Annotated in this window: 27 protein-coding genes, 1 tRNA gene and 1 pseudogene; 20 read left to right on the top strand and 9 right to left on the bottom strand. The window is 59.4% G+C overall.

All coding sequences use genetic code 11. From position 1 onward, the window contains the following. Positions 1 to 170: 170 nt before the first annotated feature. Positions 171 to 929: a slipin family protein gene (locus ACA073_RS00880; RefSeq protein WP_497400912.1), complete on the bottom strand. Its 759-nt coding sequence runs from the start codon at positions 927 to 929 to the stop codon at positions 171 to 173. Positions 930 to 931: 2 nt separating this feature from the next. Next, entirely contained in the window at positions 932 to 1,462 is a 531-nt protein-coding gene (locus ACA073_RS00885) for an NfeD family protein (protein WP_497400914.1), read from the bottom strand. A 261-nt stretch (positions 1,463 to 1,723) separates the two neighbouring features. Between ACA073_RS00885 and ACA073_RS00890 the strand changes: the two genes are divergently transcribed. The 11 genes from ACA073_RS00890 to ACA073_RS00940 all read left to right on the top strand — a co-directional run bounded on the left by ACA073_RS00890 (position 1,724) and on the right by ACA073_RS00940 (position 11,094). Continuing rightward, positions 1,724 to 2,185: an aminoacyl-tRNA deacylase gene (locus tag ACA073_RS00890; RefSeq protein ID WP_497400916.1), complete on the top strand. Its 462-nt coding sequence runs from the start codon at positions 1,724 to 1,726 to the stop codon at positions 2,183 to 2,185. A gap of 139 nt (positions 2,186 to 2,324) precedes the next feature. Then, entirely contained in the window at positions 2,325 to 2,570 is a 246-nt protein-coding gene (locus ACA073_RS00895) for a DUF2789 domain-containing protein (protein WP_497400918.1), read from the top strand. Between the two features lie 92 nt (positions 2,571 to 2,662). Then, positions 2,663 to 2,908 carry a type II toxin-antitoxin system Phd/YefM family antitoxin gene (locus tag ACA073_RS00900; protein ID WP_497400920.1) on the top strand — a complete coding sequence of 82 codons (246 nt, stop codon included), beginning with the start codon at positions 2,663 to 2,665 and terminating at the stop codon, positions 2,906 to 2,908. After that, positions 2,898 to 3,182, top strand: coding sequence for a type II toxin-antitoxin system RelE family toxin (locus ACA073_RS00905; protein WP_497400922.1), 285 nt, complete (start codon positions 2,898 to 2,900; stop codon positions 3,180 to 3,182). Before ACA073_RS00900 ends, ACA073_RS00905 begins: the two co-directional genes overlap by 11 nt. Before the next feature lie 375 nt (positions 3,183 to 3,557). Beyond that, positions 3,558 to 3,986, top strand: coding sequence for a MarR family winged helix-turn-helix transcriptional regulator (locus ACA073_RS00910; protein WP_497400924.1), 429 nt, complete (start codon positions 3,558 to 3,560; stop codon positions 3,984 to 3,986). Further along, positions 3,983 to 6,055, top strand: coding sequence for an FUSC family protein (locus tag ACA073_RS00915; protein WP_497400926.1), 2,073 nt, complete (start codon positions 3,983 to 3,985; stop codon positions 6,053 to 6,055). The genes ACA073_RS00910 and ACA073_RS00915 overlap by 4 nt, the downstream gene beginning before the upstream one ends. After that, positions 6,052 to 6,261, top strand: coding sequence for a DUF1656 domain-containing protein (locus ACA073_RS00920; RefSeq protein ID WP_008034684.1), 210 nt, complete (start codon positions 6,052 to 6,054; stop codon positions 6,259 to 6,261). Before ACA073_RS00915 ends, ACA073_RS00920 begins: the two co-directional genes overlap by 4 nt. Beyond that, a complete protein-coding gene (locus ACA073_RS00925) occupies positions 6,258 to 7,145 on the top strand; it encodes an efflux RND transporter periplasmic adaptor subunit (RefSeq protein WP_497400928.1) in 888 nt (295 codons plus the stop codon). The genes ACA073_RS00920 and ACA073_RS00925 overlap by 4 nt, the downstream gene beginning before the upstream one ends. Next, entirely contained in the window at positions 7,142 to 8,590 is a 1,449-nt protein-coding gene (locus ACA073_RS00930) for an efflux transporter outer membrane subunit (RefSeq protein WP_497400930.1), read from the top strand. The genes ACA073_RS00925 and ACA073_RS00930 overlap by 4 nt, the downstream gene beginning before the upstream one ends. Positions 8,591 to 8,672: 82 nt before the next feature. Then, a complete protein-coding gene (locus ACA073_RS00935; RefSeq protein ID WP_497400932.1) occupies positions 8,673 to 9,308 on the top strand; it encodes an NADH:ubiquinone oxidoreductase subunit N in 636 nt (211 codons plus the stop codon). Positions 9,309 to 9,588: 280 nt separating this feature from the next. Continuing rightward, positions 9,589 to 11,094, top strand: a complete 1,506-nt coding sequence (locus tag ACA073_RS00940; protein ID WP_497400934.1) for a YdgA family protein — start codon at positions 9,589 to 9,591, stop codon at positions 11,092 to 11,094. A 3-nt stretch (positions 11,095 to 11,097) separates the two neighbouring features. Here the strand turns inward: ACA073_RS00940 and ACA073_RS00945 are convergent, their stop codons facing one another. Then, on the bottom strand, positions 11,098 to 12,624 hold the full coding sequence (locus ACA073_RS00945) for an FAD-dependent oxidoreductase (RefSeq protein WP_497400936.1): 1,527 nt from the start codon (positions 12,622 to 12,624) through the stop codon (positions 11,098 to 11,100). A gap of 138 nt (positions 12,625 to 12,762) precedes the next feature. On the opposite strand from ACA073_RS00945, the gene ACA073_RS00950 reads away from it, so the two are divergent. From ACA073_RS00950 to ACA073_RS00975, 6 genes are all read left to right on the top strand, one after another. Further along, on the top strand, positions 12,763 to 13,323 hold the full coding sequence (locus tag ACA073_RS00950; RefSeq protein WP_497400938.1) for a YbhB/YbcL family Raf kinase inhibitor-like protein: 561 nt from the start codon (positions 12,763 to 12,765) through the stop codon (positions 13,321 to 13,323). An 87-nt stretch (positions 13,324 to 13,410) separates the two neighbouring features. Continuing rightward, on the top strand, positions 13,411 to 15,108 hold the full coding sequence (locus tag ACA073_RS00955; protein WP_497400940.1) for a vWA domain-containing protein: 1,698 nt from the start codon (positions 13,411 to 13,413) through the stop codon (positions 15,106 to 15,108). A 1-nt stretch (position 15,109) separates the two neighbouring features. Then, positions 15,110 to 15,676: an RNA polymerase sigma factor gene (locus ACA073_RS00960; RefSeq protein WP_497400942.1), complete on the top strand. Its 567-nt coding sequence runs from the start codon at positions 15,110 to 15,112 to the stop codon at positions 15,674 to 15,676. After that, the gene (locus ACA073_RS00965) at positions 15,673 to 16,269 is read left to right on the top strand and encodes a hypothetical protein (protein WP_497400944.1); all 597 of its coding nucleotides are present in this window, start codon (positions 15,673 to 15,675) and stop codon (positions 16,267 to 16,269) included. The genes ACA073_RS00960 and ACA073_RS00965 overlap by 4 nt, the downstream gene beginning before the upstream one ends. A 20-nt stretch (positions 16,270 to 16,289) precedes the next feature. After that, positions 16,290 to 16,556 (top strand): hypothetical protein, encoded by a 267-nt coding sequence (locus tag ACA073_RS00970; protein ID WP_497403945.1) that lies wholly within the window; start codon positions 16,290 to 16,292, stop codon positions 16,554 to 16,556. A 507-nt stretch (positions 16,557 to 17,063) separates the two neighbouring features. After that, positions 17,064 to 17,378 carry a DUF6124 family protein gene (locus tag ACA073_RS00975; RefSeq protein WP_497400946.1) on the top strand — a complete coding sequence of 105 codons (315 nt, stop codon included), beginning with the start codon at positions 17,064 to 17,066 and terminating at the stop codon, positions 17,376 to 17,378. 391 nt (positions 17,379 to 17,769) lie between these two features. Here the strand turns inward: ACA073_RS00975 and ACA073_RS00980 are convergent, their stop codons facing one another. The 6 genes and pseudogenes from ACA073_RS00980 to ACA073_RS01005 all read right to left on the bottom strand — a co-directional run bounded on the left by ACA073_RS00980 (position 17,770) and on the right by ACA073_RS01005 (position 20,624). Continuing rightward, on the bottom strand, positions 17,770 to 18,003 hold the full coding sequence (locus ACA073_RS00980) for a DUF7683 domain-containing protein (RefSeq protein WP_497400948.1): 234 nt from the start codon (positions 18,001 to 18,003) through the stop codon (positions 17,770 to 17,772). 9 nt (positions 18,004 to 18,012) lie between these two features. Further along, positions 18,013 to 18,165 (bottom strand): annotated as a pseudogene (locus tag ACA073_RS00985) (colicin E3/pyocin S6 family cytotoxin); the annotation flags it as partial. A gap of 65 nt (positions 18,166 to 18,230) precedes the next feature. Next, on the bottom strand, positions 18,231 to 18,470 hold the full coding sequence (locus ACA073_RS00990; RefSeq protein ID WP_497400949.1) for a pyocin S6 family toxin immunity protein: 240 nt from the start codon (positions 18,468 to 18,470) through the stop codon (positions 18,231 to 18,233). A 359-nt stretch (positions 18,471 to 18,829) separates the two neighbouring features. Further along, entirely contained in the window at positions 18,830 to 19,069 is a 240-nt protein-coding gene (locus ACA073_RS00995) for a pyocin S6 family toxin immunity protein (protein ID WP_497400951.1), read from the bottom strand. 15 nt (positions 19,070 to 19,084) lie between these two features. Beyond that, positions 19,085 to 20,371: an S-type pyocin domain-containing protein gene (locus ACA073_RS01000; protein WP_497400953.1), complete on the bottom strand. Its 1,287-nt coding sequence runs from the start codon at positions 20,369 to 20,371 to the stop codon at positions 19,085 to 19,087. Positions 20,372 to 20,547: 176 nt separating this feature from the next. Next, a tRNA-Arg gene (locus ACA073_RS01005) sits at positions 20,548 to 20,624 on the bottom strand. A gap of 348 nt (positions 20,625 to 20,972) precedes the next feature. On the opposite strand from ACA073_RS01005, the gene gabD reads away from it, so the two are divergent. The 3 genes from gabD to ACA073_RS01020 all read left to right on the top strand — a co-directional run bounded on the left by gabD (position 20,973) and on the right by ACA073_RS01020 (position 25,219). After that, positions 20,973 to 22,415, top strand: coding sequence for an NADP-dependent succinate-semialdehyde dehydrogenase (gabD, locus tag ACA073_RS01010; protein WP_497400955.1), 1,443 nt, complete (start codon positions 20,973 to 20,975; stop codon positions 22,413 to 22,415). Between the two features lie 185 nt (positions 22,416 to 22,600). Further along, on the top strand, positions 22,601 to 23,878 hold the full coding sequence (gabT, locus tag ACA073_RS01015; protein ID WP_497400957.1) for a 4-aminobutyrate--2-oxoglutarate transaminase: 1,278 nt from the start codon (positions 22,601 to 22,603) through the stop codon (positions 23,876 to 23,878). A 126-nt stretch (positions 23,879 to 24,004) separates the two neighbouring features. Next, complete coding sequence (locus ACA073_RS01020) at positions 24,005 to 25,219, top strand: HDOD domain-containing protein (RefSeq protein ID WP_497400959.1); 1,215 nt, start codon at positions 24,005 to 24,007, stop codon at positions 25,217 to 25,219. Positions 25,220 to 25,240 lie beyond the last annotated feature (21 nt).

Genomic DNA, 25,240 nt, shown 5'->3' on the forward strand with positions numbered 1-25,240 from the left:
GCTGTTCACTTAAGAAAATCTCAGTGGGGCAAGCAATTTGTGGCGAGGGGATTTATCCCCGTTGGGTCGCGAAGCGGCCCCAGCGAATTGTCCGGATTGGCGACTGCTTCGCAGCCGAACGGGGCGGTGCGACGTTTCGCTAAATCCCCTCACCCCAGGTCATCACCGCTTCAAGGTTTCGCCGACAAATCCGCCATGCCCTTGAGCAATTCGATCGGCAACGGAAAGACGATGGTCGAGCTTTTGTCCCCGGCAATCGAGCTCAGAGTCTGCATGTACCGCAGTTGCATGGCGCCCGGCTGACGGCCGAGCATTTCGGCGGCCTGCATGAGCTTTTCCGAGGCCTGCAATTCACCTTCGGCGTGGATGACCTTGGCCCGGCGTTCCCGCTCGGCTTCAGCCTGTTTGGCGATGGCGCGGACCATCGATTCGTTGAGGTCCACGTGCTTGATCTCGACGTTGGCGACCTTGATGCCCCAGGCGTCGGTCTGAGCATCGAGAACTTGCTGGATATCGATGTTCAACCGTTCGCGCTCGGCCAGCAATTCATCGAGTTCGTGTTTACCGAGCACTGCGCGCAAGGTGGTCTGGGCCAGTTGGCTGGTGGCCATGAGGAAATCTTCAACCTGGATAATCGCCTTCTGCGGGTCGAGCACGCGGAAGTACAGCACCGCGTTGACCTTGACCGAGACGTTGTCGCGGGTGATCACGTCTTGCGGCGGCACATCGAGCACCACGGTACGCAGGTCGACGCGAACCATTTGCTGCACCACAGGAATCAACAGGATCAGGCCGGGGCCTTTGACTTGCCAGAAACGGCCGAGCTGGAACACCACCCCGCGCTCGTATTCGCGCAGGATGCGAAAAGTCGATCCCGCCAGCGCAATCACCAACAGCAGCAGTGCGACAAAACCCAGTTGCAGACCCATGGTTATTCTCCACCCGGCGCCGCGTCAGCCGCGGCCACTTGCAGCAGTAATCCCTTGCGCGCCACCACCCGGACCCGTTGCCCGGTTTCCAGTGGCGTGGCGCTGAGTACTTGCCACTTTTCTCCTTGCAGGTGCACCCAGCCGTTGCAGGCATTGCCGGGCTGTAACGACGTCACCGGAGCCACGCTGCCCACGAGCCCGGCATCGCCACTGACGGTTTGGCGCGGTCGGGTTTTCAGGGCGTGGATCACCAGGAATATCAACAACAACGCACTGATCAGGCCCAGGCCGATCATCAACGGTACTGGCACCTCGGTGTTGCTCAGGATCACTGCGCCGATGACGAACATCACAATCCCGCCCAACCCGATGACGCCGTAATTGGGCAAGGCAGCCTCGGCGATCAGAAAGGCGATGCCGAACGTGATCAGCCAGATCCCCATGGGGTTGGGAACCAGCACGATGGTGTCCACCGCGAATGCCGATCCGCTCAAGGCCAACAGCAACGCCATTGCACAGCAACGAGTGTTCACTTGACCCTCCTTTGTAGGAGCGAGCTCGCTCGCGATGAACCTGAGAGCACCGCGCCCATCCATGCAGTCCGCGTTCTCGTTAACGCCCATCGCTTAATACAGTCTAGCCGAGCCATGGATTGTACGAATTTTGCTCAGTTGTCGACGGTGCTCCAGTGGGCAGATTTCCCGCGCGATGACGCCAGCAGGCCTAGACTTTTGAGTGGTGAGAACAGGTTTATCCATCGTCCGCCAACGTTGTTGCGGACACCGAGGTGCATCATGCGTATGGCAAAAACCGTGCAGAGCAGCCTGGACAGGGCGCACTGCGAATTTGACATCGTTAGCCATCCACATTCGGCCAGCAGCCTTGAAACGGCGCGGGTCGCGGGCATTCCTGCCGAACGGGTGGCCAAGTCGGTGATCCTCGACGATCACCACGGGCATTTCCTGATGGCCGTGCTGCCGGCGAGTCGTCACCTGGACCTGACTAAAGTGCGCAGCAGCGGCGAATGGCAAGTCACCCGGGAAAGCACCCTGGCGCATCTGTTCGAAGACTGCGAACGCGGCGCGGTGCCAGCGTTAGGTGAGTCCTATGGCATGGACATGGTCATCGACCCATTGCTGACCCGGCAGCAAGATATCTACCTGGAGGCCGGCAACCACAACAATCTGCTGCACATGAGCGTGCCGGAGTACTTGAAACTGGTGCCGCATGCGGAGGTGCGGGAGTTGAGTCATTGAGTTTTGCGGCGTCTGTCATGACGCCTTCGCGGGCAAGCCACGCTCCCACAGGGACCTCGCAGTTCCTGTGGGAGCGAGGCTTGCCCGCGATTGACTGCCCAGCAGTCACCCATCATCTGCCATAAAAAAGGAGCCCGACATGGAATCCCCAACCCACAGCCTCCCCTCCCTGTTCAAACAACTCGGCCTGCCGGATGACGCCGAAAGCATCGATAAATTCATCGCTACCCACTCACCGCTCAAGCCCGAATTGCATTTGGCCGATGCATTTTTCTGGAGCAAGAGCCAAGCGCAGTTTTTGCGCGACGATATTCTGGATGACGCGGATTGGGCTGAGGTGGTGGATCAGTTGGATGTGCTGCTGAGGAAGGGGCGTGGGGTATAAAAACATCGAAAAAACTCAGTTGTAAGGTTTTTTCAAGGTTGCTCAGGAACTACAAATAGACCAGAATTGCGACCTTAATTGAGGTCTTATTTATGCAAAGTGTTCTGGCCGATATGGCTGTTAGTGTGTCTGAACTGAAGAAAAACCCATCTGCGGTTCTGAGCGGAGCTCATGGTGGACCCGTCGCAGTGCTAAATCACAACCGAGTCATGGGGTATATGGTCCCGGCGGATGTATTCGAAGCCATGATGGAGCGCCTCGATGACCTTGATTTAGCTGAAATCGTTCGTTCCCGTAGGCATGAAACGCCAATGCCGGTAAGCCTGGATGACCTATAAGCTCGAATTCCTGCCGTCCGCACGCAAGGAGTGGGACAAGCTTGGACATACGTTGCGTGAACAATTCAAAAAGAAGCTGGCAGAGCGACTTGAGTTGCCTCGGATCCCGGCCGACGCCCTCCATGGGATGCCTGACTGCTACAAAATCAAGTTGAAGTCTTCGGGATACAGACTGGTCTACGAGGTCATTGATGAGCGTGTGGTGATTTCCGTGGTGGCGGTCGGTAAGCGGGAGCGCAGCAATGTGTACGAGCGGGCGAAGAAGCGCTCATAGCTCACCCATCTTTCATTCAGCAGCTTTTGCTCGTCTGCCAGCGAACTCAGTTTCGATTTTCTCGTTGCTGAGGCTCGGCTCCTTGTGCCGTGAGAGCCGTGCCGCATCTACTTTCCGTTGCAGAAAACAGCGATAACTATCCGCGTCTCCGGTATTGGTGCCAGGTTTTGTTTCTGGTGTTGGGTACTCAGTCATTAGGTTCTCGCTTGGGGTAGGCAGCTAAGGGGGTGAGCGATCTTTACCGATTTTTTACTGTGTCCTAACCGTCAAGTTGTTTCAAAACTTGACCAGCTTTCCCCTCAAATGCCATATTGATAGTTAGCGAACTAACAGTGTGTCTTTCCTCCCGTGTCAAAAACCCTCGACTTTCTCCAGATGAACATCAGCAGCTCCATGGTGGTGGCCGCCCGGCATTGGCGGAAGATCTGCCAGACCACGCTGGTCAACTATGGAATCTCCGAAGCCTGCGCCGTCCCGTTGTTGATGATCGGGCGGTTGGGCGAGGGTGTGCGGCAGGTGACGGTGGCGCAGGCGGCCGGGATGGAGAGCCCGTCTCTGGTGCGTCTGCTCGATCAGCTGTGTCATGCCGGCTACGTTCGTCGGACTGAAGATGCTCAAGATCGCCGCGCCAAGTGCCTGAGCCTGACCGACACCGGCCGGGAGCTGGTTCAGGCGGTTGAAATCGAGCTGGTGCGCTTGCGCAATGAAGTGCTGGAAGGGATTGTCCCGAGTGATCTGGAAGCGGCGCTGCGGGTATTGAAAGCGTTTGAAGCGGCCAACGCTCCGTCGGTGGTGAACCCTTGAGCGGATTTTTTACCGGCGTTCCCCCGGCGCGGGACTGGTTCTACGGCGTGCGCACGTTCGCGGCATCGATGATCGCGTTGTACATCGCCATGCTCATGCAGATGCCGCGTCCGTATTGGGCGATGGCCACGGTCTACATCGTTTCCAGTCCGTTTGTCGGCCCGACCAGTTCCAAGGCGCTGTACCGCGCGGTCGGTACGTTTCTGGGCGCGGCGGCGGCGGTTTTTTTCGTGCCGATGTTCGTTCAGAGCCCCTATGTGCTGGTGGTGGTCATCGCGTTGTGGACCGGAATTCTGCTGTTCCTGTCGCTGCACCTGCGCACCGCCAACAGTTACGCCCTGATGCTTGCCGGATACACCCTGCCGCTGATCGCATTGCCCGTGGTGGATAACCCGCTGGCGGTGTGGGATGTGGCTGAAGCGCGTACCGAAGAGATCTTCCTCGGCATCGCCGTCGCGGCAGTGGTCGGCGCGATGTTCTGGCCCCGGCGGCTGGCGCCGGTGTTCAACGATTCGGTGAACACATGGTTCGCAGACGCCTCGACCTACAGCCTGCGTTTCCTCAGCCGCCAGGTGCAACCGGATGAAGTCAGCGCACTGCGCTCATCGATGGTCGCAACCTTCAACACGCTTGAATTAATGATCGGCCAGTTGCCCCACGAGGGCGCGCGCCCGCAAACCGTGCGCAACACCAAGGAGCTGCGCGGGCGAATGATTCATCTGCTGCCGGTGATCGACGCCCTCGACGACGCGCTTTATGCCCTCGAGCGGCGCACGCCGGAGCTTGTGGATAAGTTCGCGCCGTTGTTGGCGGCGACCACGGAATGGCTCGGTCACAAAGACGCCGACCTCGATCGCTGGCAAACGCTGAAAGATCAACTCGAAGCGCTGCAACCGTCCGCCGAAGCGCTGGATGATCGCAGACAGCTGCTGTTCTCCAACGCCATTTATCGCCTCGGCGAATGGATCGATTTGTGGCAAGACTGCCGCAGTCTGCAATACGCGATTCAATGCGAAAGCCAGGACAGCTGGCGCGCGGTGTACCGGCACTGGCGCCTCGGTCGCCTGTCGCCGTTTCTCGACCGTGGACTGATGCTTTACTCGGCGGCGTCCACGGTCACCGCGATCATCGTCGCCTCGGTGCTCTGGATTCTGCTCGGCTGGACTGACGGCGGTAGCGCGGTGATTCTGGCGGCGGTGGCGTGCAGTTTTTTCGCCTCGATGGACGACCCGGCGCCGCAGATTTACCGGTTCTTCTTCTGGACGGCGATGTCGGTGCTGTTCGCCAGCCTTTACCTGTTTCTGGTGCTGCCCAACCTGCATGATTTCCCGATGCTGGTGCTGGCGTTCGCCGTGCCGTTCATTTGCGTCGGCACCCTGACGGTCAAGCCGCAGTTTTACCTGGGCATGCTGCTGACGCTGGTCAACACCTCGTCCTTCATCAGTATTCAGGGCGCGTACGACGCGGATTTCCTCAGCTTCGCGAACTCTAACCTGGCCGGCCCGGTGGGCTTGCTGTTCGCCTTTGTCTGGACCCTGATCGCGCGGCCGTTCGGCGCAGAACTGGCGGCCAAGCGCCTGACCCGTTTCAGCTGGCGCGACATCGTCAGCCTCACCGAACCGGCGACCCTGGCCGAGCACCGGCACTTGGGCGTGCAGATGCTCGATCGCCTGATGCAGCATTTGCCGCGTCTGGCCATGACTGGCCAGGACACCGGAATCGCGCTACGGGAAGTGCGCGTGGCGCTGAACCTGCTTGACCTGCTCGCCTACACACCGCGTGTGCCCGGCGTACCGCAAGTGCTGCTGCATCAAGTGGTGACCGAAGTCGGCGAGTATTTCAAAGCCTGCCTGAAGGCTGGCGAGCGTTTGCCGGCGCCCAGTGCGTTGTTGATGACCATGGACCGCACGCGCCGAGCCCTGAACCGCGAGTGCGATAGCGGCGCCCGTTTGCACCTGCTGCACGCCTTGAGCGGTCTGCGTCTGGCATTGCTTCCCGGCGTCGAATTCCTCGGCACCGGTGACCTCGAAGAACCGCTTCCCCATGGCATCGATGGAGCGCCTTTATGATCGGTGATCTGGATATCAGCGGGGTGTTCCTGCCCACGCTGCTGGTGCTGATGGGCATTACCTATGTAATTTACCTGCTGGTGCACGGCTTGCTGACGCGCCTGCACTTTTACCGTCTGGTCTGGCACCGGGCATTGTTCAACGTGGCTCTCTACGCCTTGCTGCTCGGCGCCGTGGACTCACTCAGTCGATACCTGATGACATGAAAAAACCTTTTTTGACCCTCGGCCGCGTGGTCCTGACGCTACTGATCGTGACCTTCGCCGTGGTCGTGGTCTGGCGCATGGTGATGTATTACATGTTCGCGCCGTGGACCCGCGACGGGCATATCCGCGCCGACATTGTTCAAATCGCACCGGACGTGTCCGGCCTGATCCAGCAAGTCGAAGTGCGCGACAACCAGTGGGTGAAACGCGGCCAGGTGCTGTTCAGCATCGATCAGGACCGTTTCAAACTCGCGCTGCGCCAAGCCAAAGCGGCGGTCGCCGACCGTCAGGAAACCCTGGCGCAAGGGCAACGCGAAGCCAAGCGTAACCGCGGCCTCGGTAATCTGGTGCCGGGCGAGCAACTGGAAGAGAGCCAATCGCGGGTGGCCCGGGCTGAAGTGGCGTTGATGGAAGCGCAGGTGGCGGTGGACAGTGCCCAGCTCAACCTCGACCGCTCGACCATCCGCAGCCCGGTCGATGGCTACGTCAACGACCGTGCGCCGCGTGCGCAGGAATTCGTCACCGCCGGGCGCCCGGTGTTGTCGGTGGTGGACAGCAATTCGTTCCACATTGATGGCTATTTCGAAGAAACCAAACTCGACGGCATCCACGTTGGCCAGAGCGTCGACATACGGGTGATCGGCGACCGCGCTCGCCTGCGCGGCCACGTGGAAAGCATCGTCGCCGGCATAGAAGACCGCGACCGCAGCAGCGGCAGCAACCTGTTGCCCAACGTCAACCCGGCGTTCAGCTGGGTGCGGCTTGCGCAGCGGATTCCGGTGCGGATCGCCTTCGACGATGTGCCGACGGACTTCCGCATGATTGCCGGGCGGACCGCGACGGTGTCGATCATCGACGACCACACGCAGGAGCCGGCCGAATGAGCAGGGCTTCGGGCTTGGCGATTGCCGGATTAGGTCTGCTGCTGTCGGCCTGTCAGGTGGTCGGGCCGGACTATCACCTGCCGGACGAAGCCGCCGTACACCGTGAAGACTTGCAGGGCGACCTCGCGGTGAACGGTAAAAATGTCGTCTCGGCGCCGGTGCCCGGTGATTGGTGGCGCCTGTATCAAGACCCGCGTCTGAACCAGTTGGTGCAGCAGGCCATGGCGTCCAATACCGACTTGCGCGTGGCCGCCGCCAACCTTTCCCGCGCCCGCGCTCAGGTCGACGAAGCCCAGGCCGCGGGTGGCTGGAGTGGCGGCGTGAAGATTGGCGCCCAGCGTGTACAGGAATCCGGCGAAGCTTTCTTGCTGCCGGAAAAAGTGCCGGTGGCCAACGTCGGCGACATCGGCATCACCACCTCGTATCAATTCGATCTGTTCGGCACCTTGCAGCGCGGCATCGAGGCGGCCAAGGCCAACGCCGATGCGACGCAAGCGGCGGCGGATACGGCGCGCATCACCTTGGTGGCCGACGTCGTTCGGGCCTACACGCAGGTGTGCGCGGCCAACGAAGAACGGGAAATCGCTCAGCATTCCCTCGACCTGCAGGCCCAGAGCACCACGCTGATCCAGCGTTTACGCGATGCGGGGCGTGGCGATGAAACCCAGGTCACCCGCTCGCAAACCCAATTCAAATCCTTGCGCGCCGACATGCCGCGTTATGAAGCGGCGCGTCAGGCGGGATTGTTCCGTTTGTCGATGTTGCTGGCCAAACCGGTCGACCAATTGCCGGCCGGCACCCGCGACTGCGCCGAATTACCGAAAATTGCGCAATTGTTGCCGGTCGGTGACGGCGCCACGTTGCTCAAACGCCGCCCCGATGTGCGTCAGGCCGAGCGTCGATTGGCCGCCGCGACCGCCGGTATCGGCATTGCCACCGGCGAGTTGTACCCGGACATCAGTATCGGCGCGACCGTCGGCACCGTCGGTATTCTGGAGAATCTCGGCAAACCGGCGACCAACCGCTGGGGCTTCGGCCCGTTGTTGACCTGGACCGTGCCGTCCAATGGCTCGCGGGCGCGAATCCGCGAGGCCGAAGCGGCGACCCAAGGCGCGCTGGCGCACTTCGATGGCGTGGTGCTCAACGCCATTCGCGAGACCCAGACCGGGCTGGCCCAGTATTCCGCGCTGCTGCAACGCCGTGATGCGCTGGCGGATGCCGAACAATCGGCACAACTGGCGGCCGACCAGACGCACCGCTTCTTCCAGGCCGGTCGTGAATCGTTCCTGGCAGACCTGCAAGCGACCCGCACCTACACCGATGTGCGAGCGCAACTGGCCTCCGCGAACACGCAAGTTGCCATGAGCCAGATCGATTTGTTCCTGGCACTGGGCGGTGGCTGGGAAAGCGGACGAACGCAAGCGACGAACACCAGCAAACCCTGAGGCCGTTGCTATGCTTTGACTTGATGAGGTCGCGCGTCGAACCCATCAATCTAGGCTCGCGTTGGTCATGGGGATTCCAATAATGAAAAACCCTTATGCTCCCGGCTTCTGGTGCGCAATTGCGGCATTGGTGTTGCTGTCGGCCACCTATTTCTACGGCATCATGCTGGCCCACCAGATCGACAAGGCGCTGGTGTTCCTCGACAGCGCAGCCGCGCTGATCGCGGTGATGGCCATCGTGGTGGTGGCCTGGGCGTCGCTCCAGGGCCAGCGCATCAAAAAAAGACAACTCGAACAAGGCAAGACCCTGGTGCTGATCTGGGACACCAAGGTCGCTTTGCGTCGGGTCGAAACGGTGTTCGATCGGTATTTCTGGGGCAGTTACTGGCAACCGGGGCGCACCTTCCAGGAAGTCATGGGCGAACTCACCGGCACACCGCTGGAAAAAAGCCTCGAAACGTTGAAGAAGCAATGCCTGGCGCTGGACAAGCAAGTGTCCGACGACGACTGGCATTGGTTGAGCAACGCCCGTGAACTCTCCGATGTCGCCGCCGCCATGGCCCGCGAACGCTATCAGCTGGACTTCTGCGACCCGCGCGCGGACGTGACGGGCGGGGCGGTGATCAATCGCGATTTTGAAGTGCTGGTTTATACGTGGACCGCGCGGCTGAAAAGTTTTGATCATCAGCTGGATGAGATGGAAGTTCAGTATTCCTGACGCTGTCGTTAGTTCAGACGCCTTCGCGAGCAAGCCCGCTCCCACAGGGTTCAGCGTGATCCTTGTGGGAGCGGGCTTGCTGGCGAAGGCGATTTCATGTCCGCCGAAACTCACGACCGCTGCGCGCGGTCCATAGACACTCTTTAACCTTTAACATTGGGCCGCCCGGTACGCCTGATGCTAATCTCCATCGCACTTTCAACGCAGTCGTGACCGTAACCCGTCAAGGGTTCAGGGAAGACGACCACACTTCAAACAACGGACATTGAACGGGTCATTCATGAATAAATCAGCAGGCGTGCTTCTTGGAATTGTCGTGGCCATCGGTGCAATCAGCGCCGGCGGTGCCTGGTTCACCGGCACCAAACTCGAAGGGGTACTGAACACCTCGATCGCCGACGCCAACAAGGAGCTGCAAGCCGCGCTGGTCGGTTCCAACGGCACCGCGTCGCTGGAGCTGGTGTCGCTTGAGCGCCACGTGTTCAGCAGCACCGCGCACTACCGCCTCAAGGGCCAGGGTGAGATGTTCGGCGAGGCGCCGGTCGAATTGCTCTTCGTCGATCACATCGAACACGGCCCACTGCCGTTCTCGCGACTGGTGTCGCTGAAGTGGCTGCCGGTCCTGGCCACCAGTCATTACGAGCTGGAAAAGACGCCGATCACCGAGAAGTGGTTCGCCGCCGCCAAGGACAAATCGCCGCTCACCGGCGTGGTCAATATCGGCTATGACAACGCCACCAACGGCACCCTCGAATTGCTGCCGCTGGATGTCGCGCTGGATGACAAGTCCCACCTGAAATTCTCCGGCCTGAACCTCGATGTCGCGGCCAACGCCAAGGCGCAGAAAGTCAAAGCCAACGGCTACATGGACAACTTCATCCTGACCACAATCGATGAAACCCAGGCACCGGTAAAAGTCGAATTGAGCGGCCTGACCCTGGCCAGCAACCTGGTGAAAAGTACCTACGGCTACTACACCGGCGAGAACACCGTCGAGCTGACCGACAGCAAAACCACGTTCGGCGCAAAACAGTCGGTGTTGGGCATCAAGAAATTTGAAATGAAGAACCAGACCGAAGAGTCGGGCACCAGCGCTTCCGGGCGTGCCGATTACAAGATCGGCGAAGTGTCCCTGAACGGCAAGACGGTCGGCTCTGCGCAGATGGCCATGAGCCTGAAGAACCTCGATATCCCGGCGACGATGTCGTTGATGCAGATTTACCAAACCAAACTGCAGCCATACGAGAAGGCCGCCGCCGAGGCTGCCGCTGCGGGTGAGCCGACGCCTGAGCTGGTCTTGACCCCGGAAGAAGAGGCTCAGGTAAAAACCGGTCTGGAGAAATTGCTGGCTGCCGGTCCGCAGGTGGCTCTGGAAAACCTGTCGTTCACCACGGCCAACGGTGAAAGCCGCGCCAACCTGGTGCTCGACCTGACCAAGCCAAAATCCATGGACCTGCCGCCCGACCAACTGACCCAACAGTTGATCGCGTTGCTGGACGTCAATATCAAAGTGTCCAAACCGATGCTGGTTGATTTGCTCAGCGTCCAGGGGCAAATCGACGGTCAGACCGACGCCAAGGTCATAGCCGACCAGGCGACTGCCACCGCTGACATGTTCGGCGCCATGGCAGTCGGTACGCAGTTCGCCAAAGCGGACGGCAATGACATCGTCACCAAACTGCATTACGCCAGCAATCAGGTGGAATTCAACGGCCAGAAAATGACCGTCGAAGAGTTCGTCGGCTTCGTGATGAGCAAGCTCGGTGGTGCTGGCGTCGTTCAGTAACGTCTAGACGTCCCGAATCAGCCGCCATGCCTCGTCCACGGGCAGCGGCTGTTTCATCCGCTCGGCGAGCATCGCCATCGCCCGCTCTTCATCGCAGGCGACGGCGGCTGCCACCACGCCGTTTTTGCCGAACAGTCCGATAAAGGGTGGATGGTACGGATCGCCCTTGAACTCGACCTCGTCCCAGGCTTCGGCGTGACCAAGGTAGTCGTAGTTTTTGCCGAAGTGCCAGGTCCAGAAGTACGGTACATCCAGGTAATGCTCATCGCCGCCCAACATGTTCGCCGCTGCAATCCGTGCGTGTTGTTGGGCCAGGCGCCAGTGCTCGATCCGTTGCGGCTGGCCGTTGAGCGGGAAGGTCGCGATATCGCCGGCGGCCCACAGCCCTTCGGTCACGCGCATGCCGCCGTCGACCTTCAATGAATGGTCTTTTTCCATGAGCAAATCTTTAAACGGTCCGGTTGCCGGGCTGACACCAATGCCGACCAATACCAGATCCGCTGGTAAACGCCGGCCGTTCTTGAGTTTCACCGCTTCAACCTTGTCTTTGCCCTCAATCTGCGCGGCTTCGCTGTCGGTAAGAAACACCACGCCGTGAGCCACATGACGGGCAAGAATCGCTTTGCCGACCGTTTCGCCAAACTGTTTGGCGAAAGGCACCGCATGGCGGGCCAGAACAGTGACGTCCAGACCGTATTCGCGTAGCGCCGCTGCGGATTCCATCGCAATAAAACTGTCGCCGATGATCACTGCATGCTGGCCTGGCTGGGCGGCGGTCAGAATCTTTTGTGCCTGGTCTTTCGAGCGCAACAAGAACACCTGGGGCAAGTCGGCGCCAGGCAACTCGAGACGGTTGGGTGTGCCGCCCGTGGCGATCAGCGCGGCGTCATAGGTCAATGTTTGACCATCCTCGAGCTGCACTGTCCGGGCCTTTGCATCCAGGCTCGCCACTTCTCCGTTTATGCGATCGATGCGCTGTTCGCGATAAAAATTTTCATCGCGCAGCGGCGGGACTTCTTCCGGCGGCATCTCCCCGGCAATCACGAATTTACTCAACACGGTGCGGTCGTAACCGGCATCAGGTTCGCGATCGATCAGCAGCACACGGCCGCCGAAACCCTTTTCGCGTAACGCCGCCGCACCCGCCGTGCCTGCGGCACCGGCGCCGATAATCACAAACGTACGCTCATCATCGGCCGGTGGGATATGAGCATCCGGAAGCGGGTTTTCGTCGACCCAGACTTCGTCGTCGCGCACTTCCAGGGGATAGCGCTTGAGGCTGTCCAGCGACGGCGGTTCACACAACGCGCCATCCTCGATCCGGTACGCTGCCTTGTGCCATGGGCAAATCAGGCGCCCGTGACACAGCGCGCCCTCGGCCAGCGGAGCACCGGCGTGCGGGCATTCGCCCTGATAGGCGCGCAGCTGATCGCCGACCCGCAGCAAGACGATTTTGGTGTCCCCAATCCGGACTTCCAGGCCTCGATTGTCGGGCACATCGGCGAAACGGGCGACGCGGTGCAGTGCCATGATCGTTCTCCAGGCAAGCGTTCACTTAAGAGTTTGGCGCTTATCCGCAGGTTCAGCCAATTCCCACTGCCACCGCACGAACGGTCCGGCTATAGTTTGCACGCCGACCACGGCCCCACCCGCACAAGGTGCTCCGGTATGACCCGATTGACCTCTCTGAACCCTTGGCTGGCGGCCGTAGCCGTCGCCCTTTGCGTGCAGTTTCCGGCGCAGGCCGCAGAACGCTTCACCGTCAGCATTCCCGGTGTCACCGACAACCGTCTGTTCACCTCGGCGGCGGCCAGCGATGCGGCCGGTTGTGGCGGCAAGAACCAGTCCCCGGCGCTGAGCTGGACGGCCGGCCCTGCGGGCACCCAGAGTTACGCCATCGTCATGCACGACCCGGATGGTCAGAAAGGCCAGGGCGTCGATCACTGGATTCACTACGGCATCAAGCCCGCGACCCGCCAGATTCCGGCCGGTGTCGGCGCCAAATCCGCCCTTGAAGGTGTGGGTGGCAGCAACAGCAAAGGCAGCACCGGCTACATCGGTCCTTGCCCGCCGGTCGGCGACAGTTCCCATCACTACATCATCCAGCTCTACGCGCTTGACCTGGCTCCGGACGCCTTGCCCGCCGGTCTGACCCGCGCGCAGTTGCTGGAAAAAATCAAAGGTCATGTGCTGAAAAACAGCAGCGTGGTGCGGCGTTATCACCGCTGAAGTTTTTTTCAGCGGATTTAACCCGAACCGGTGGGGTTGCCCGTCTCAGAGGATGAATGGATCAATTTCCTCCTGAGGTCAGCCCCCATGTCCCTCCCTCTGCATGTCCTCCGACCGGCCGCCCAGGGTTTCGCCGCCGGGTTGCTGCTGGCCGTTGCCGGTTGCGGTGTTTCGTCCAAGCCTGAATCCGCTGCGGTATCGGTTTCGGTTTCGCCTCCGGTGCAAGGTGCGTTGGTGCGCAGTGAGGCGGTCATGGCCGATGCGACCATGGCCAAACGCAGCGTAAGTGCGGCGCCCATGGCGAGTTATGCACCTGAATCTTCGCCGCCGGGATATCAGGATGAACAGCGTGAGCAATATCAAGCGCTGGCGGATAACCCGATTCACAGCGTCGCCGAGGCGCCGGTCTCTACCTTCAGCGCCGACGTCGACACCGGCGCCTACGCCAACGTTCGCCGCTTACTCAATCAGGGACGCCTGCCACCCGAAGGCGCGGTGCGGCTGGAGGAGATGGTCAACTATTTCCCCTACGATTACACCTTGCCCACCGACGGTTCGCCATTTGGCGTGACCACTGAACTGGCGCCGTCCCCGTGGAACCCGCACACCCGTTTGCTGCGTATCGGCATCAAAGCGTCGGATCGCGCGGTGGCTGAGCTGGCCCCGGCGAATCTGGTGTTTCTGGTGGACGTGTCCGGTTCGATGGACCGGCGCGAGGGCTTGCCGCTGGTCAAAAGCACCCTGAAATTACTGGTCGATCAGTTGCGCGAGCAGGATCGGGTGTCGCTGGTGGTTTATGCCGGCGATTCGCGTGTGGTACTCGAGCCAACTTCCGGACGGGAAAAAGCGAAAATTCGTACAGCCATCGACCAATTAACCGCAGGCGGCTCCACCGCCGGGGCGTCGGGTATCGAACTGGCTTATCAAATGGCGCAGCAGGCGTTCATCCCCAAAGGTATCAACCGCATCCTGCTGGCCACCGACGGCGACTTCAACGTCGGCATCAGCGACTTCGACAGCCTCAAGCAAATGGCTGTGGATAAACGCAAGACAGGCGTTTCCCTGACCACCCTGGGTTTTGGTGTGGATAACTACAATGAACACCTGATGGAACAACTGGCCGACGCCGGCGACGGCAACTACGCCTACATCGACAATCTGCGTGAGGCGCGCAAGGTGCTGGTGGATCAGCTCGGTTCTACCCTCGCCGTCGTGGCGAAAAACGTGAAGCTCCAAGTGGAGTTCAACCCGGCGCAGGTCAGCGAGTATCGGTTGTTGGGGTATGAGAATCGCGCGTTGAAGCGTGAGGATTTCAGCAACGACAAGGTTGATGCCGGTGAAATCGGCGCAGGGCATACGGTCACGGCGTTGTACGAAATTGTGCCGAAGGGCGAGAAGGGCTGGTTGGAGCCGTTGCGGTATGGCAACGCCGAGTCAGCTACGTCTTCTAAGTCGGGAGAATTGGCGATGCTGAGAGTGCGATACCAGCTGCCAGATGGTGGGAATAGTCGCCTGATCGAGCGGCCGATTGCCGTTGGGTCGGAAGGCAAAGGAAGTGACGACCTGCGATTTGCGGCAGCCGTGGCGGCATTTTCCCAGCAGCTCAAGGACGGCCGTTATACCGGTGAGTTCAGCCTGAAGGACACGGAAGCGTTGGCTCGCGGTGCGCGCGGTGATGATCCATTTGGTTTGCGTTCGGAGTTCGTGCAATTGGTGGAACTGGCGCAAAGCCTGCGAACCACGACCGCCTCCAACAGCGAGCCGCATAAAGGAGGCTACAACTGACATGTCTGCTCCTGAATCGAGCGACGAATCACTGCTGGCCCGTTATCGCTCAGGCGACGGGCCAGCGTTCGAGATTCTCTACGCCCGTCATCGACAAGGTCTTTATCGGTTCCTGCTCGGCCTCAGCGGCAAATCCGAGCTTGCCGAAGAGGTCTATCAGGAAACCTGGTTGAGCCTGATCCGCAGCACCAGTCAGCCACAAGGTCGGGCGAATTTTCGTACCTGGCTCTACCAGATCGCCCGCAATCGACTGATCGATCACTGGCGCAAACACGGAATCCACAACCCCTTGCACGACAGCTACGACGAACAGACCCACGCCCTGGCCGATGACGCCGCCGATCCCGAACAACTGCTGAGCCTGAGCCGCGATACCCAGCGCCTCGAGGCCGCCCTGCAAAACCTGCCTGCCGATCAGCGCGAAGTGTTCCTGCTGCGTGCCCACGGCGATCTCGACCTGCCACAGATCGCCGCTCTCACCGAAACACCGCTGGAAACCGTCAAAAGCCGCTTGCGCTACGCCCAGCAAAAACTGCGTCGGCTGCTGGCCGAGGAGGTACTGACATGACTGACGCCCGCAAACCATCGGAAGATGAAGTGCTTCAGCATTTTCGCGAGCATTCGACCGGCGAACCACCGGCCCATCTAGATGCGTTCATCCTCGCTGCTGCACACCGTGAAGTCCCCGCGCCGAAACCAAACCTTTGGCAACGCTGGGTTCAGGCTTGCCAGAAACCTCGTTGGCAAGTGGCATTTGCCAGCCTCGTTGGCGTGGCGTTGATGCTGGCGCTGGTGCAGCGCACGCCTGAGCAAGCGCCGAGTTACGACTTCGCGCCCAAAGCGTCTGCACCTGTAGCCAAAAAAGAAGCCACGCAAGCGCCGTCATCAGTGGCGCGTTCTCTGGCCGCCCCGGCCGCGCCAATGGCGGATTTTGCCGCCCCCGCGCAGAGCGAATCGATCAACGCCGAAATGGACGATGAAGCAAAAGTCAACAAACGTGCCGCCGCCCCGGTAAGAACGCTGGATGAGCAATTGCTTGAAGTGCTGCGCCTGCAAAATGCCGGTCAGACACATGCAGCTGATGACTTGATGGCTAAATTGCACAAACGCTATCCCAAGGAAAACCTCAACGCCCGACTCAAGGAATTGAAGAAAAACTGAGGTGAGCGGTGCTCCGCGATTTGGCATCAACACCCGAAAGCGCGCACTATCGGCCTATAGCCGATGCGTTGGAGGATGCCGTGGCAAAAAAAATCGACCGCATCGCCCAAATGCTCAACTGCTCGGAAAAGGGCGAGGAACTGAGGCGAGCAATTACCGAGAGTCGTAAGGAGTTTCTTCTGGCCAAGCAGGCAGAGGCAACGCTGGAGGAAGACGTTCTTGATGAGGAAGACATTGAGGACGACGAGGAAGATGAATACGACGAGTTCGATTGGACGACTGAGTGACTTTCTCTGGTGGAATGATCTCCTGTGGGAGCGAGCCTGCTCGCGATGGTCTTCCAGACAACGCGGGGCATTCAGACTGCCTGCATCATCGTTAACGCCCATCGTCGGAACGCCGCCCGGAGCCGGCTCGCTCCTACAGGGAAAGCCTCACAGGCCAGTGATTTTGGGATTGTTTGAAAGGGCTTTGGTTTACTTCCTGCAAGCTACAAATTCTTGCGTCGTTGCCTACGGCTAAGCCAGAATCCGCCGGCTTGTGCGCTTTGGGACCGGTCTGTAATTTGAATCGCATCACTGGTTGTCAGTGATCGGGTTTAGCAGCCCGCCGTGGTTAGTGAAGTGCATAGCATCCTCTTCAGTCAGGTTACTAACCTGCACTTTATGGTAGCTGTGCGTGGGGCGCCCTCGGGCGCGCCGGTTTGCTAACTCCCCGGTCTGCTAACCCGCGCACAGCCGCCACCCATCGTTTAGCAGCGACGCGTGAACGGCTCCACTTCTGGAGTTAGTCAAATGTCCAAAATAGTCCCCGACCCACCAGCAACGGAAACAGAGCAAACTGAACGCAACGGCTCGCTCTTCACCGTCAGTCCCAACATCAACACCGAAACCCTGCTCGCCAATGCCTCGGAAGACCTGCTGTCGATCAGCGCCATCGCCTCCGACCTCGCCGACAATGTAGACGGTTCACGCCGCTCCAAAGCCCTGGCACTCAGCCGCATGGCCGATGGCGTGCATTTGTTGGTCGAACGGGCGCTGGATCACCTGGATAAGCCAGAGATGGCGGCGGTTTTCGCCAGGCAGCAAAACCAAACCGCAGACGCTTAGGCGCCGGCCACAAAAAATGGGCACTGGATAATTGTGGGAGCGGGCCGGCTCTGGGCGGTGTTCCGACATGGTCGTAAACGATAATGCGGGCTACCGGAATGCCCGCGTTATTTGCTTAAATCATTGATAGATCCGTATCCGTCCGAACTGAATCCACGAGTAGAACCGCGCGCATGACCATGTGATCGCCTGACGGGTCTTGCCTCGGTTTAAAACGGTGGCAAATCGCGCAGCTACCGAAGTCGCGCTCGCGGCTTGGTCGGAGTCGTCGGGGGTTCCTGGTTTGAAACGCAGAAGCCTCGCAACGTATTTCTTCGATTTCAAACCGAAGTGCTCCAGATCGGGCACCGTGACTGCCTCCAGCGGCGCACCTGCTCTCGGTCAACCCCGGTTAGTCAATGTTGCAGGTGAGCTGAAAAATATGATCGGTATCGTAAAATTGCCTGCGGGCTAATGCCTCAATGGCTGTCGCTTGTTCTGCGCTCAAGTTATAGCCTTCATCGCCACGCTGGGGCGTTGTCCAACCCATGACTGCCGCCAGCTGGGGCTCACAACCTTCAGGCAGGTCGATTTCAAAAGCCAGAAGCTCGGTGTCTTTGTCGAAAGCTTCAATGATGTAGTTCAAGGTTCCACCTCGGGTATTGTCCGCTTCTTTGGTTTGCTCGCCTGTATCGGGGTCGAACTCCCAGAGGTGCTTCCCACGCTTGTTGTACTTCTCAACGGCCCCGTGCTGGCTATCCCATTCAAAAATAGTCCTGTCCCTTGTCTTCCATCTTTTTCGTAGACCCGGGCGCCGTGACCTCCTCCAGCGGCGACCTGTTCTGGCGTGCTGTTACGGGCCCAACTGTTTAGCTAGGCTTCTAGCCCGATGAATAGATCCAGGTCGCTGGGTAACTGCTCATTAATCGCGGTCGCAATCCGCTGAGATTGGTCGCCTGTAAGCAGCCATTCGCCGTCCGGGCTTTCTGCAAGGCTTTGCCACCCCAGCACTTCTAGTACCGCTGGCTCAAACTGCGACGGTACGTCTAGTTCATATTTCAGCGAAGTATCATCGCTGTCGCCCGATAAAAAACCTGTGATGCATAGGTGCATGATTTTCCCCTAAATTACTTTGGAGTTGTTCTGCCAGGCTCGGTGCCAAAGTCAAAAGACCTTGAAAGGGCTGGCGTTTAGGGGTAAGCCGAGTTTCGTACGGATTGATGCTGCGCTTTGTTCACTTCCTTGATTTAAGAAGTTGCCGCGCATTCGATACCAGGCGAATGGGTGGCAACTGTACGCAGGTTGGTAAACCGGGGAATCAAGGAAACCGGTACGTCCGAAGACGTCCCACGCACAGCCGCCATAGCACAAGATCACAGACGAAGAAAAAGCGCCTGCAATCGTGTTGGGGGCGCTGTTGCACCCTTACTAGTGGCGACCTGAATCACTTAATTTCGCCGCCTCCCGCCTCCCTAGGCACGCCGACCAATAAATAGCGTTAGGCCACTGATAGAAGGCTCGTTAATCAGCTTAATGATCTTTGCTGATTGTTCTGGTGTAAGTTCCGACTCCCCGCCAGCAGCATCACTTACATCACTCCACCCCATTATTGTGATCACATCCGGAATCAAGTCATCTTGAATGATTTGCTTGAACTGCAACGAGTCATCTTCGTCTGGCTCCGGGAAAAAACCACTGATACTTAGGTGCATAGCTGATCCCTCATTTTATTTGTGTGTAGTTCTTCCAGGCTTAGCAGGGTCTATCTGCTCACCTGTTACATGGTCGAATTCTCCAAGGTGCTTGCCTTGCTTGTCGTACATCTCAACTGCACCAGTCTTGCTATCCCATTCGTAAATGCGACCTTTTCGGTCTTTCCACCGCTCCCTTTTCTTGCCGCCTCCTTGAACGCTCGACTTGGGGCGCACACCCACGGCGTCTGGGAATGCTTGTAATGAATCGGGAGCATCGTAATAGTCGTGGTCTTTGCTTTTGATGGGCTTGGCAAACACCACATAGAGCGACTTCAACCCTGTATCCACCGGGAACACAAGAATACAGTCAGCTGTGGTGATGTCTTCGCCAGGGAGTCCCTCTATCTGACTGTCGCTATTTTTCGGGATTGGGTGTACCAGGATGGTGTCAAGTTGTTCGCCGCTGCTGTCGGGGTAGATCAGCGGGGGCATTTGCCCCAGTGGCCCGCGTTGCGGCGTCCACAGAATGGTGATGTCATTGAGCTTGGCCTCCAGCGCGGTTTTATCGGCGTTCCACGTGGCTTGCACCGTGCGTACCGTGTCGTCGCCTGATGCGGTGGTATGGATGCCGTAAACCTGTAGTGCGCCCTCGGCGTCGCGACGAAACTGAAAACGCACACGGGTGGGGGCGTGGGTCATGCTGCGCAACTGAGTGTCGGTATGGAGCGTCCCGTCAGCCATCCTGGTCGGCAGCATGCCGAGTATGAACAAACTGGCAGGCCCGCCGGCACCGCGAATCGCCCAGTTAAGACGCTGCTGCAGGATGCCGCCACCGGCCATTCGACCCAGTGCCAGATCGGCACCGAAAGCCGCCGCTATGGCGGTGCTGGCAGACGGAAAAAGCATGGCGCCCGCGACCATTACCTTGCCGAAATTCGAAGCGGGCTCCGGAGCGGTGCCGGCGTCGGTGCTACACCAGCTATCGGGGGTACAGGATTTGGCAAAGACTTGATCGTCGCGAGGCTTGGCCTGCGGCCATGGATCTTTTGGGGGGATATAGACCGGTTCAGGCGCTGGCGCTGATCTAACCATGAGGCCACCGCCTGAGCTGGCAAAGCGTTCCTTTACCAACAGCAAATCACCCTTGCGGACGGCCTCGACAATTTCGCTGTCGCTGCTGATGCGGGAATGGCTCCCAAAATTAGCGAGTCCGCCAATGCTATGGCGACCTCGCGCCAGCGCGTCCTTCACCAATCGGGCGGCAGTGGTGGGGTTTTCGGTTTGTTCGAGGCCCTTGTCGGCATTCCGTATCAAACGCATGGCGTTCCCTTTGGTTAAGTCCTCGGGGAGGCATTCTGGAGAGCGTGAAGCGCGCCGGGCAAAAAATAGTTTTGCGGGATTTGTCTGAATCGGAGGGTGTTAAGTAGAGCTCCCTGACCACAACGCCCACAAAAAAGCCCCAGACCTTACGGCCTGAGGCTTTCTCGTTTCTACTATGGTGCACCAGGCGGGATTCGAACCCACGACCCCTGCCTTCGGAGGGCAGTACTCTATCCAGCTGAGCTACTGGTGCAAGCGGGCGCCATGATACTCATATGCACTGCAGGCGTCCATGCTGCTGAATCGACTGCGCTTTCTCAAAGCGTAACCTGCGTTTGCTACGCTGATCTGAAATTTGTGGCAAATGCGGCGTTTTCGTTCTTTTTTTCGAACAGCCTATTGTCCTTTACCCCCTTTGATCCTAGGATTCGTTTGAGATTTCAAACGCTCTTGTCTGGGTGCTGAACCGCACGAGTACATTCCGTGCGCTATTTATGTGCTTCAGCCCGGTGAATGATTTCCCTGACGGCAGCCTTTCAGGCGCCTTTCAACAATCATAATTTGCTCCGCGCCTGCCGCGGTGCTGTTAAGGAAAGCCGACATGCAGCTTAAAGACACCCAGTTGTTCCGCCAGCAAGCCTTTATCGATGGCGCTTGGGTCGATGCGGACAATGGTCAGACGATCAAGGTCAACAACCCGGCAACGGGCGAAATTCTGGGCACCGTGCCGAAAATGGGTGCTGCCGAAACCCGTCGTGCGATCGAAGCCGCTGACAAGGCGCTGCCGGCCTGGCGTGCACTGACCGCTAAGGACCGCGCCAACAAGCTGCGTCGCTGGTTCGAGCTGATCATCGAGAACCAGGACGACTTGGCTCGCTTGATGACCTTGGAGCAAGGCAAGCCATTGGCCGAAGCCAAGGGCGAAATCGTTTACGCCGCTTCCTTTATCGAGTGGTTCGCCGAAGAAGCCAAGCGAGTCTACGGTGACGTGATTCCGGGCCACCAGCCAGACAAGCGCCTGATCGTGATCAAGCAGCCAATCGGCGTCACCGCGGCAATCACCCCGTGGAACTTCCCGGCCGCGATGATCACCCGTAAAGCCGGTCCGGCCCTGGCCGCCGGTTGCACCATGGTGCTCAAGCCTGCTTCGCAAACGCCGTTCTCAGCTTTCGCTCTGGCTGAACTGGCCCAGCGTGCTGGCATTCCTGCCGGTGTGTTCAGCGTTGTGTCCGGCAGCGCCGGCGACATCGGCAGCGAGCTAACCAGCAACCCGATCGTGCGTAAATTGTCCTTCACTGGCTCGACCGAAATCGGTCGCCAGCTGATGGCTGAATGCGCCAAGGACATCAAGAAAGTGTCCCTGGAACTGGGCGGCAACGCGCCGTTCATCGTGTTCGACGACGCGGACCTGGATAAGGCTGTCGAAGGCGCGATCATCTCCAAATACCGCAACAACGGCCAGACCTGCGTCTGTGCCAACCGTCTGTACATTCAGGACTCGGTCTACGACGCGTTCGCCGAGAAGCTGAAAGTGGCGGTGGCCAAACTCAAGATCGGCAACGGTCTGGACGACGGCACCACCACTGGCCCGCTGATCGACGAAAAAGCCGTGGCCAAGGTTCAAGAGCACATTGCTGACGCCGTCAGCAAAGGCGCGACCGTTCTGGCTGGCGGCAAGTCGATGGAAGGCAACTTCTTCGAGCCGACCATTCTGACCAACGTGCCGAACAACGCCGCTGTGGCCAAGGAAGAAACTTTCGGTCCATTGGCGCCACTGTTCCGCTTCAAAGACGAAGCCGAAGTGATCGCGATGTCGAACGACACCGAGTTCGGTCTGGCCTCGTACTTCTACGCTCGTGATCTGGGCCGTGTGTTCCGTGTGGCGGAAGCCCTGGAATACGGTATGGTCGGCGTCAACACCGGGTTGATCTCCAACGAAGTCGCGCCGTTCGGCGGCATCAAGGCGTCGGGCCTGGGCCGTGAAGGCTCCAAGTACGGCATCGAAGATTACCTGGAAATCAAATACCTCTGCCTGGGCATCTAATCAGCTCGGCAAGGCATTGCTATAAGCGGAAAGGGCACGAGAGCGCTGACCCTTTCTGCGTTTCAACCGGAATTTTCTCTGTGGCCTGGAGCGCTGTGGCAGTCGATCATCGAATACTGCCGCAGTCATCTCCCGCCACACTTTCCTTGAACCACGCCGCCCGATGAGCGGTGAATGAGGACTTTATGAGCAAGACTAACGCATCCCTGATGAAACGCCGCGAAGCCGCTGTACCACGCGGTGTTGGCCAGATTCACCCGATCTTCGCCGAGTCCGCGAAGAACGCCACCGTGACCGACGTTGAAGGTCGCGAGTTCATCGACTTCGCCGGCGGTATCGCCGTGCTCAACACCGGTCACGTGCACCCGAAAATCATCGCCGCCGTCACCGAGCAGCTGAACAAGCTGACCCACACCTGCTTCCAGGTGCTGGCGTACGAACCGTATGTTGAAGTGTGCGAAAAAATCAACGCCAAGGTGCCAGGTGATTTCGAGAAGAAAACCCTGTTGGTGACCACCGGTTCCGAAGCCGTGGAAAACGCCGTGAAGATCGCCCGTGCCGCCACTGGCCGTGCCGGCGTGATCGCGTTCACCGGCGCTTACCACGGTCGCACCATGATGACCCTGGGCCTGACCGGTAAAGTCGTGCCTTACTCGGCCGGCATGGGCCTGATGCCAGGCGGCGTATTCCGCGCGCTGTACCCGAACGAACTGCACGGTGTGAGCGTCGACGATTCGATCGCCAGCATCGAACGCATCTTCAAGAATGACGCCGAGCCGCGTGACATCGCTGCCATCATCATCGAGCCGGTTCAGGGCGAAGGCGGTTTCTACGTCGCGCCTAAAGAGTTCATGAAGCGCCTGCGCGCTCTGTGCGACCAACACGGCATCCTGCTGATCGCTGACGAAGTGCAAACCGGCGCTGGCCGTACCGGCACTTTCTTCGCCATGGAACAGATGGGTGTTTCCGCCGACCTGACCACCTTCGCCAAATCCATCGCTGGCGGCTTCCCGCTGGCCGGTGTGTGCGGCAAGGCCGAATACATGGACGCCATCGCTCCGGGCGGCCTGGGCGGCACCTACGCCGGTAGCCCGATCGCTTGCGCCGCGGCCCTGGCCGTGATGGAAGTGTTCGAAGAAGAACACCTGCTGGACCGCTGCAAGGCAGTCGGCGAGCGTCTGGTTACTGGTCTCAAAGCCATCCAGGCCAAGTACCCGGTGATCGGCGAAGTCCGTGCCCTGGGCGCGATGATCGCGGTCGAGCTGTTCGATGACGGCGACAGCCACAAGCCGAACGCGGCTGCTGTGGCTTCGGTTGTGGCCAAGGCGCGCGACAAGGGCCTGATCCTGCTGTCCTGCGGCACCTACGGCAACGTTCTGCGCGTCCTGGTACCGCTGACTTCGCCGGACGAGCAACTGGACAAAGGTCTGGCGATCATCGAAGAGTGCTTCTCGGAGCTCTGATCGATTTGTGAGCTGATCGACAAAAAACCCGCTTCGGCGGGTTTTTTTTCGCCACCTGAAACACAGCGCACTGTATCGAGTGGCCCGCATTGACTAAGGTGCAAGCATTGAGAGGGAGCTTATTGCATGACGGCTGTTGATTTGCCCGCTGTACCCCGAGTGCTGATTGCCGAGGCCGATCCCTGGTCACGGGATCTGCTCGAACAAGTGCTGCTGAATGTGCGCTGCGACGCGCGCATGGATCTGTGCGCCGATGGCCAGGACGCGCTGACGCGACTGGCGGAAAACGTTTACGACCTGGTGATCGTCGACTGGGAATTGCCCGGTGTGGATGGTTTGAATGTCTTGCGCAGTGTTCGTCAGCGCAAACGCAATCCGCCATTGCCCTTCATTCTGATGAGCAGCCGCAACGACAGTGCCAGCGTGCGCGAAGCCTTGCCTCTGGCGCCTCTGGCGTACCTGACCAAGCCGTTGAACATGGAAAACCTGACCCAGCGTCTGCAAGACCTGCTGCTGAACGCCGGTGAAGAGGTGTCTTGTGACGTTCCCGCGCTCGCACCGGGCATGACCCTGTCGGTGTATCTGGAAGGGCGACGTGAACTGGCCGACGGCGCTCCGCTGATGACTGACGTACAGCTGGCGGTCAAACGCAGCCTGAACCCCAACGGCCTTGATCTGACGCTGCTGGAAGATGAAATCCGTACCGATCCGCAAATTACTGCCGTCCTGATCGCTGCCGCCAACAGTGCGGCCCAGCATCATGGCGTCGCGGTACAAACCCTGTCTCAGGCGCTGCACCGTCTCGGCACCGGGCAAAGCATGAACCTGATTCTGGGGCTTGCACTCAAGCGCAGCGCACGGCTTAGCGATTCGTTGTTGGCGGACTATGCCGAGCGCTTTTGGGAGCTGTCGCTGCACACCGCCGAATATGCCCGGACGCTGGCGCGCTTGCTCGATCTGGATCAGGAACGTTGCTATTGCGCGGGGATGTTGCATCGTCTGGGCGATCTGGCGTTGCTGCGCTGTTTGCAGGAATGGAAACAGGCCGGTGGTGAGCTGGATGAATGGGAGGAGGTGGGTGATGCCCTCGCCGAATTCGGCGCGGCGTACGGATCCGCGCTGCGCACCCGCTGGCGCTTGCCTCTGGAGCTGCGAGAGCTGATTGCGGCGGTGTATCAGCTCGGTGGCGGAGTTTATTCCCGCGAGGCGCTGGTGATGAACATGGCGGCGCAGATGGCACGGCTGACCGGGCACGAGGGCATTGAAGCGCTGGCCAAGAGCCGGACGGCGCGGTTGCTGAAGATTGGTTTGCCGGAATTGATGCGACTGCGCAAAAAGTAGGTATGACACAGATCCCTGTGG

This window comes from Pseudomonas sp. LBUM1670 (assembly GCF_059695695.1).

Bases quoted from the DNA above. Each gene is read 5' to 3' on its own strand.
- ACA073_RS00890 (WP_497400916.1), top strand. From the start codon at position 1,724: ATGCGTATGGCAAAAACCGTGCAGAGCAGCCTGGACAGGGCGCACTGC.
- ACA073_RS00995 (WP_497400951.1), bottom strand. From the start codon at position 19,069: ATGCACCTAAGTATCAGTGGTTTTTTCCCGGAGCCAGACGAAGATGAC.
- ACA073_RS00975 (WP_497400946.1), top strand. From the start codon at position 17,064: ATGTCCAAAATAGTCCCCGACCCACCAGCAACGGAAACAGAGCAAACT.
- ACA073_RS00965 (WP_497400944.1), top strand. From the start codon at position 15,673: ATGACTGACGCCCGCAAACCATCGGAAGATGAAGTGCTTCAGCATTTT.
- ACA073_RS00925 (WP_497400928.1), top strand. From the start codon at position 6,258: ATGAAAAAACCTTTTTTGACCCTCGGCCGCGTGGTCCTGACGCTACTG.
- ACA073_RS00990 (WP_497400949.1), bottom strand. From the start codon at position 18,470: ATGCACCTATGCATCACAGGTTTTTTATCGGGCGACAGCGATGATACT.
- ACA073_RS00910 (WP_497400924.1), top strand. From the start codon at position 3,558: ATGAACATCAGCAGCTCCATGGTGGTGGCCGCCCGGCATTGGCGGAAG.
- ACA073_RS00880 (WP_497400912.1), bottom strand. From the start codon at position 929: ATGGGTCTGCAACTGGGTTTTGTCGCACTGCTGCTGTTGGTGATTGCG.
- ACA073_RS00960 (WP_497400942.1), top strand. From the start codon at position 15,110: ATGTCTGCTCCTGAATCGAGCGACGAATCACTGCTGGCCCGTTATCGC.
- ACA073_RS00895 (WP_497400918.1), top strand. From the start codon at position 2,325: ATGGAATCCCCAACCCACAGCCTCCCCTCCCTGTTCAAACAACTCGGC.
- ACA073_RS00945 (WP_497400936.1), bottom strand. From the start codon at position 12,624: ATGGCACTGCACCGCGTCGCCCGTTTCGCCGATGTGCCCGACAATCGA.
- ACA073_RS00940 (WP_497400934.1), top strand. From the start codon at position 9,589: ATGAATAAATCAGCAGGCGTGCTTCTTGGAATTGTCGTGGCCATCGGT.
- ACA073_RS01020 (WP_497400959.1), top strand. From the start codon at position 24,005: ATGACGGCTGTTGATTTGCCCGCTGTACCCCGAGTGCTGATTGCCGAG.
- ACA073_RS00955 (WP_497400940.1), top strand. From the start codon at position 13,411: ATGTCCCTCCCTCTGCATGTCCTCCGACCGGCCGCCCAGGGTTTCGCC.
- gabT (WP_497400957.1), top strand. From the start codon at position 22,601: ATGAGCAAGACTAACGCATCCCTGATGAAACGCCGCGAAGCCGCTGTA.
- ACA073_RS01000 (WP_497400953.1), bottom strand. From the start codon at position 20,371: ATGCGTTTGATACGGAATGCCGACAAGGGCCTCGAACAAACCGAAAAC.
- ACA073_RS00920 (WP_008034684.1), top strand. From the start codon at position 6,052: ATGATCGGTGATCTGGATATCAGCGGGGTGTTCCTGCCCACGCTGCTG.
- ACA073_RS00905 (WP_497400922.1), top strand. From the start codon at position 2,898: ATGACCTATAAGCTCGAATTCCTGCCGTCCGCACGCAAGGAGTGGGAC.
- ACA073_RS00900 (WP_497400920.1), top strand. From the start codon at position 2,663: ATGCAAAGTGTTCTGGCCGATATGGCTGTTAGTGTGTCTGAACTGAAG.
- ACA073_RS00950 (WP_497400938.1), top strand. From the start codon at position 12,763: ATGACCCGATTGACCTCTCTGAACCCTTGGCTGGCGGCCGTAGCCGTC.
- gabD (WP_497400955.1), top strand. From the start codon at position 20,973: ATGCAGCTTAAAGACACCCAGTTGTTCCGCCAGCAAGCCTTTATCGAT.
- ACA073_RS00930 (WP_497400930.1), top strand. From the start codon at position 7,142: ATGAGCAGGGCTTCGGGCTTGGCGATTGCCGGATTAGGTCTGCTGCTG.
- ACA073_RS00935 (WP_497400932.1), top strand. From the start codon at position 8,673: ATGAAAAACCCTTATGCTCCCGGCTTCTGGTGCGCAATTGCGGCATTG.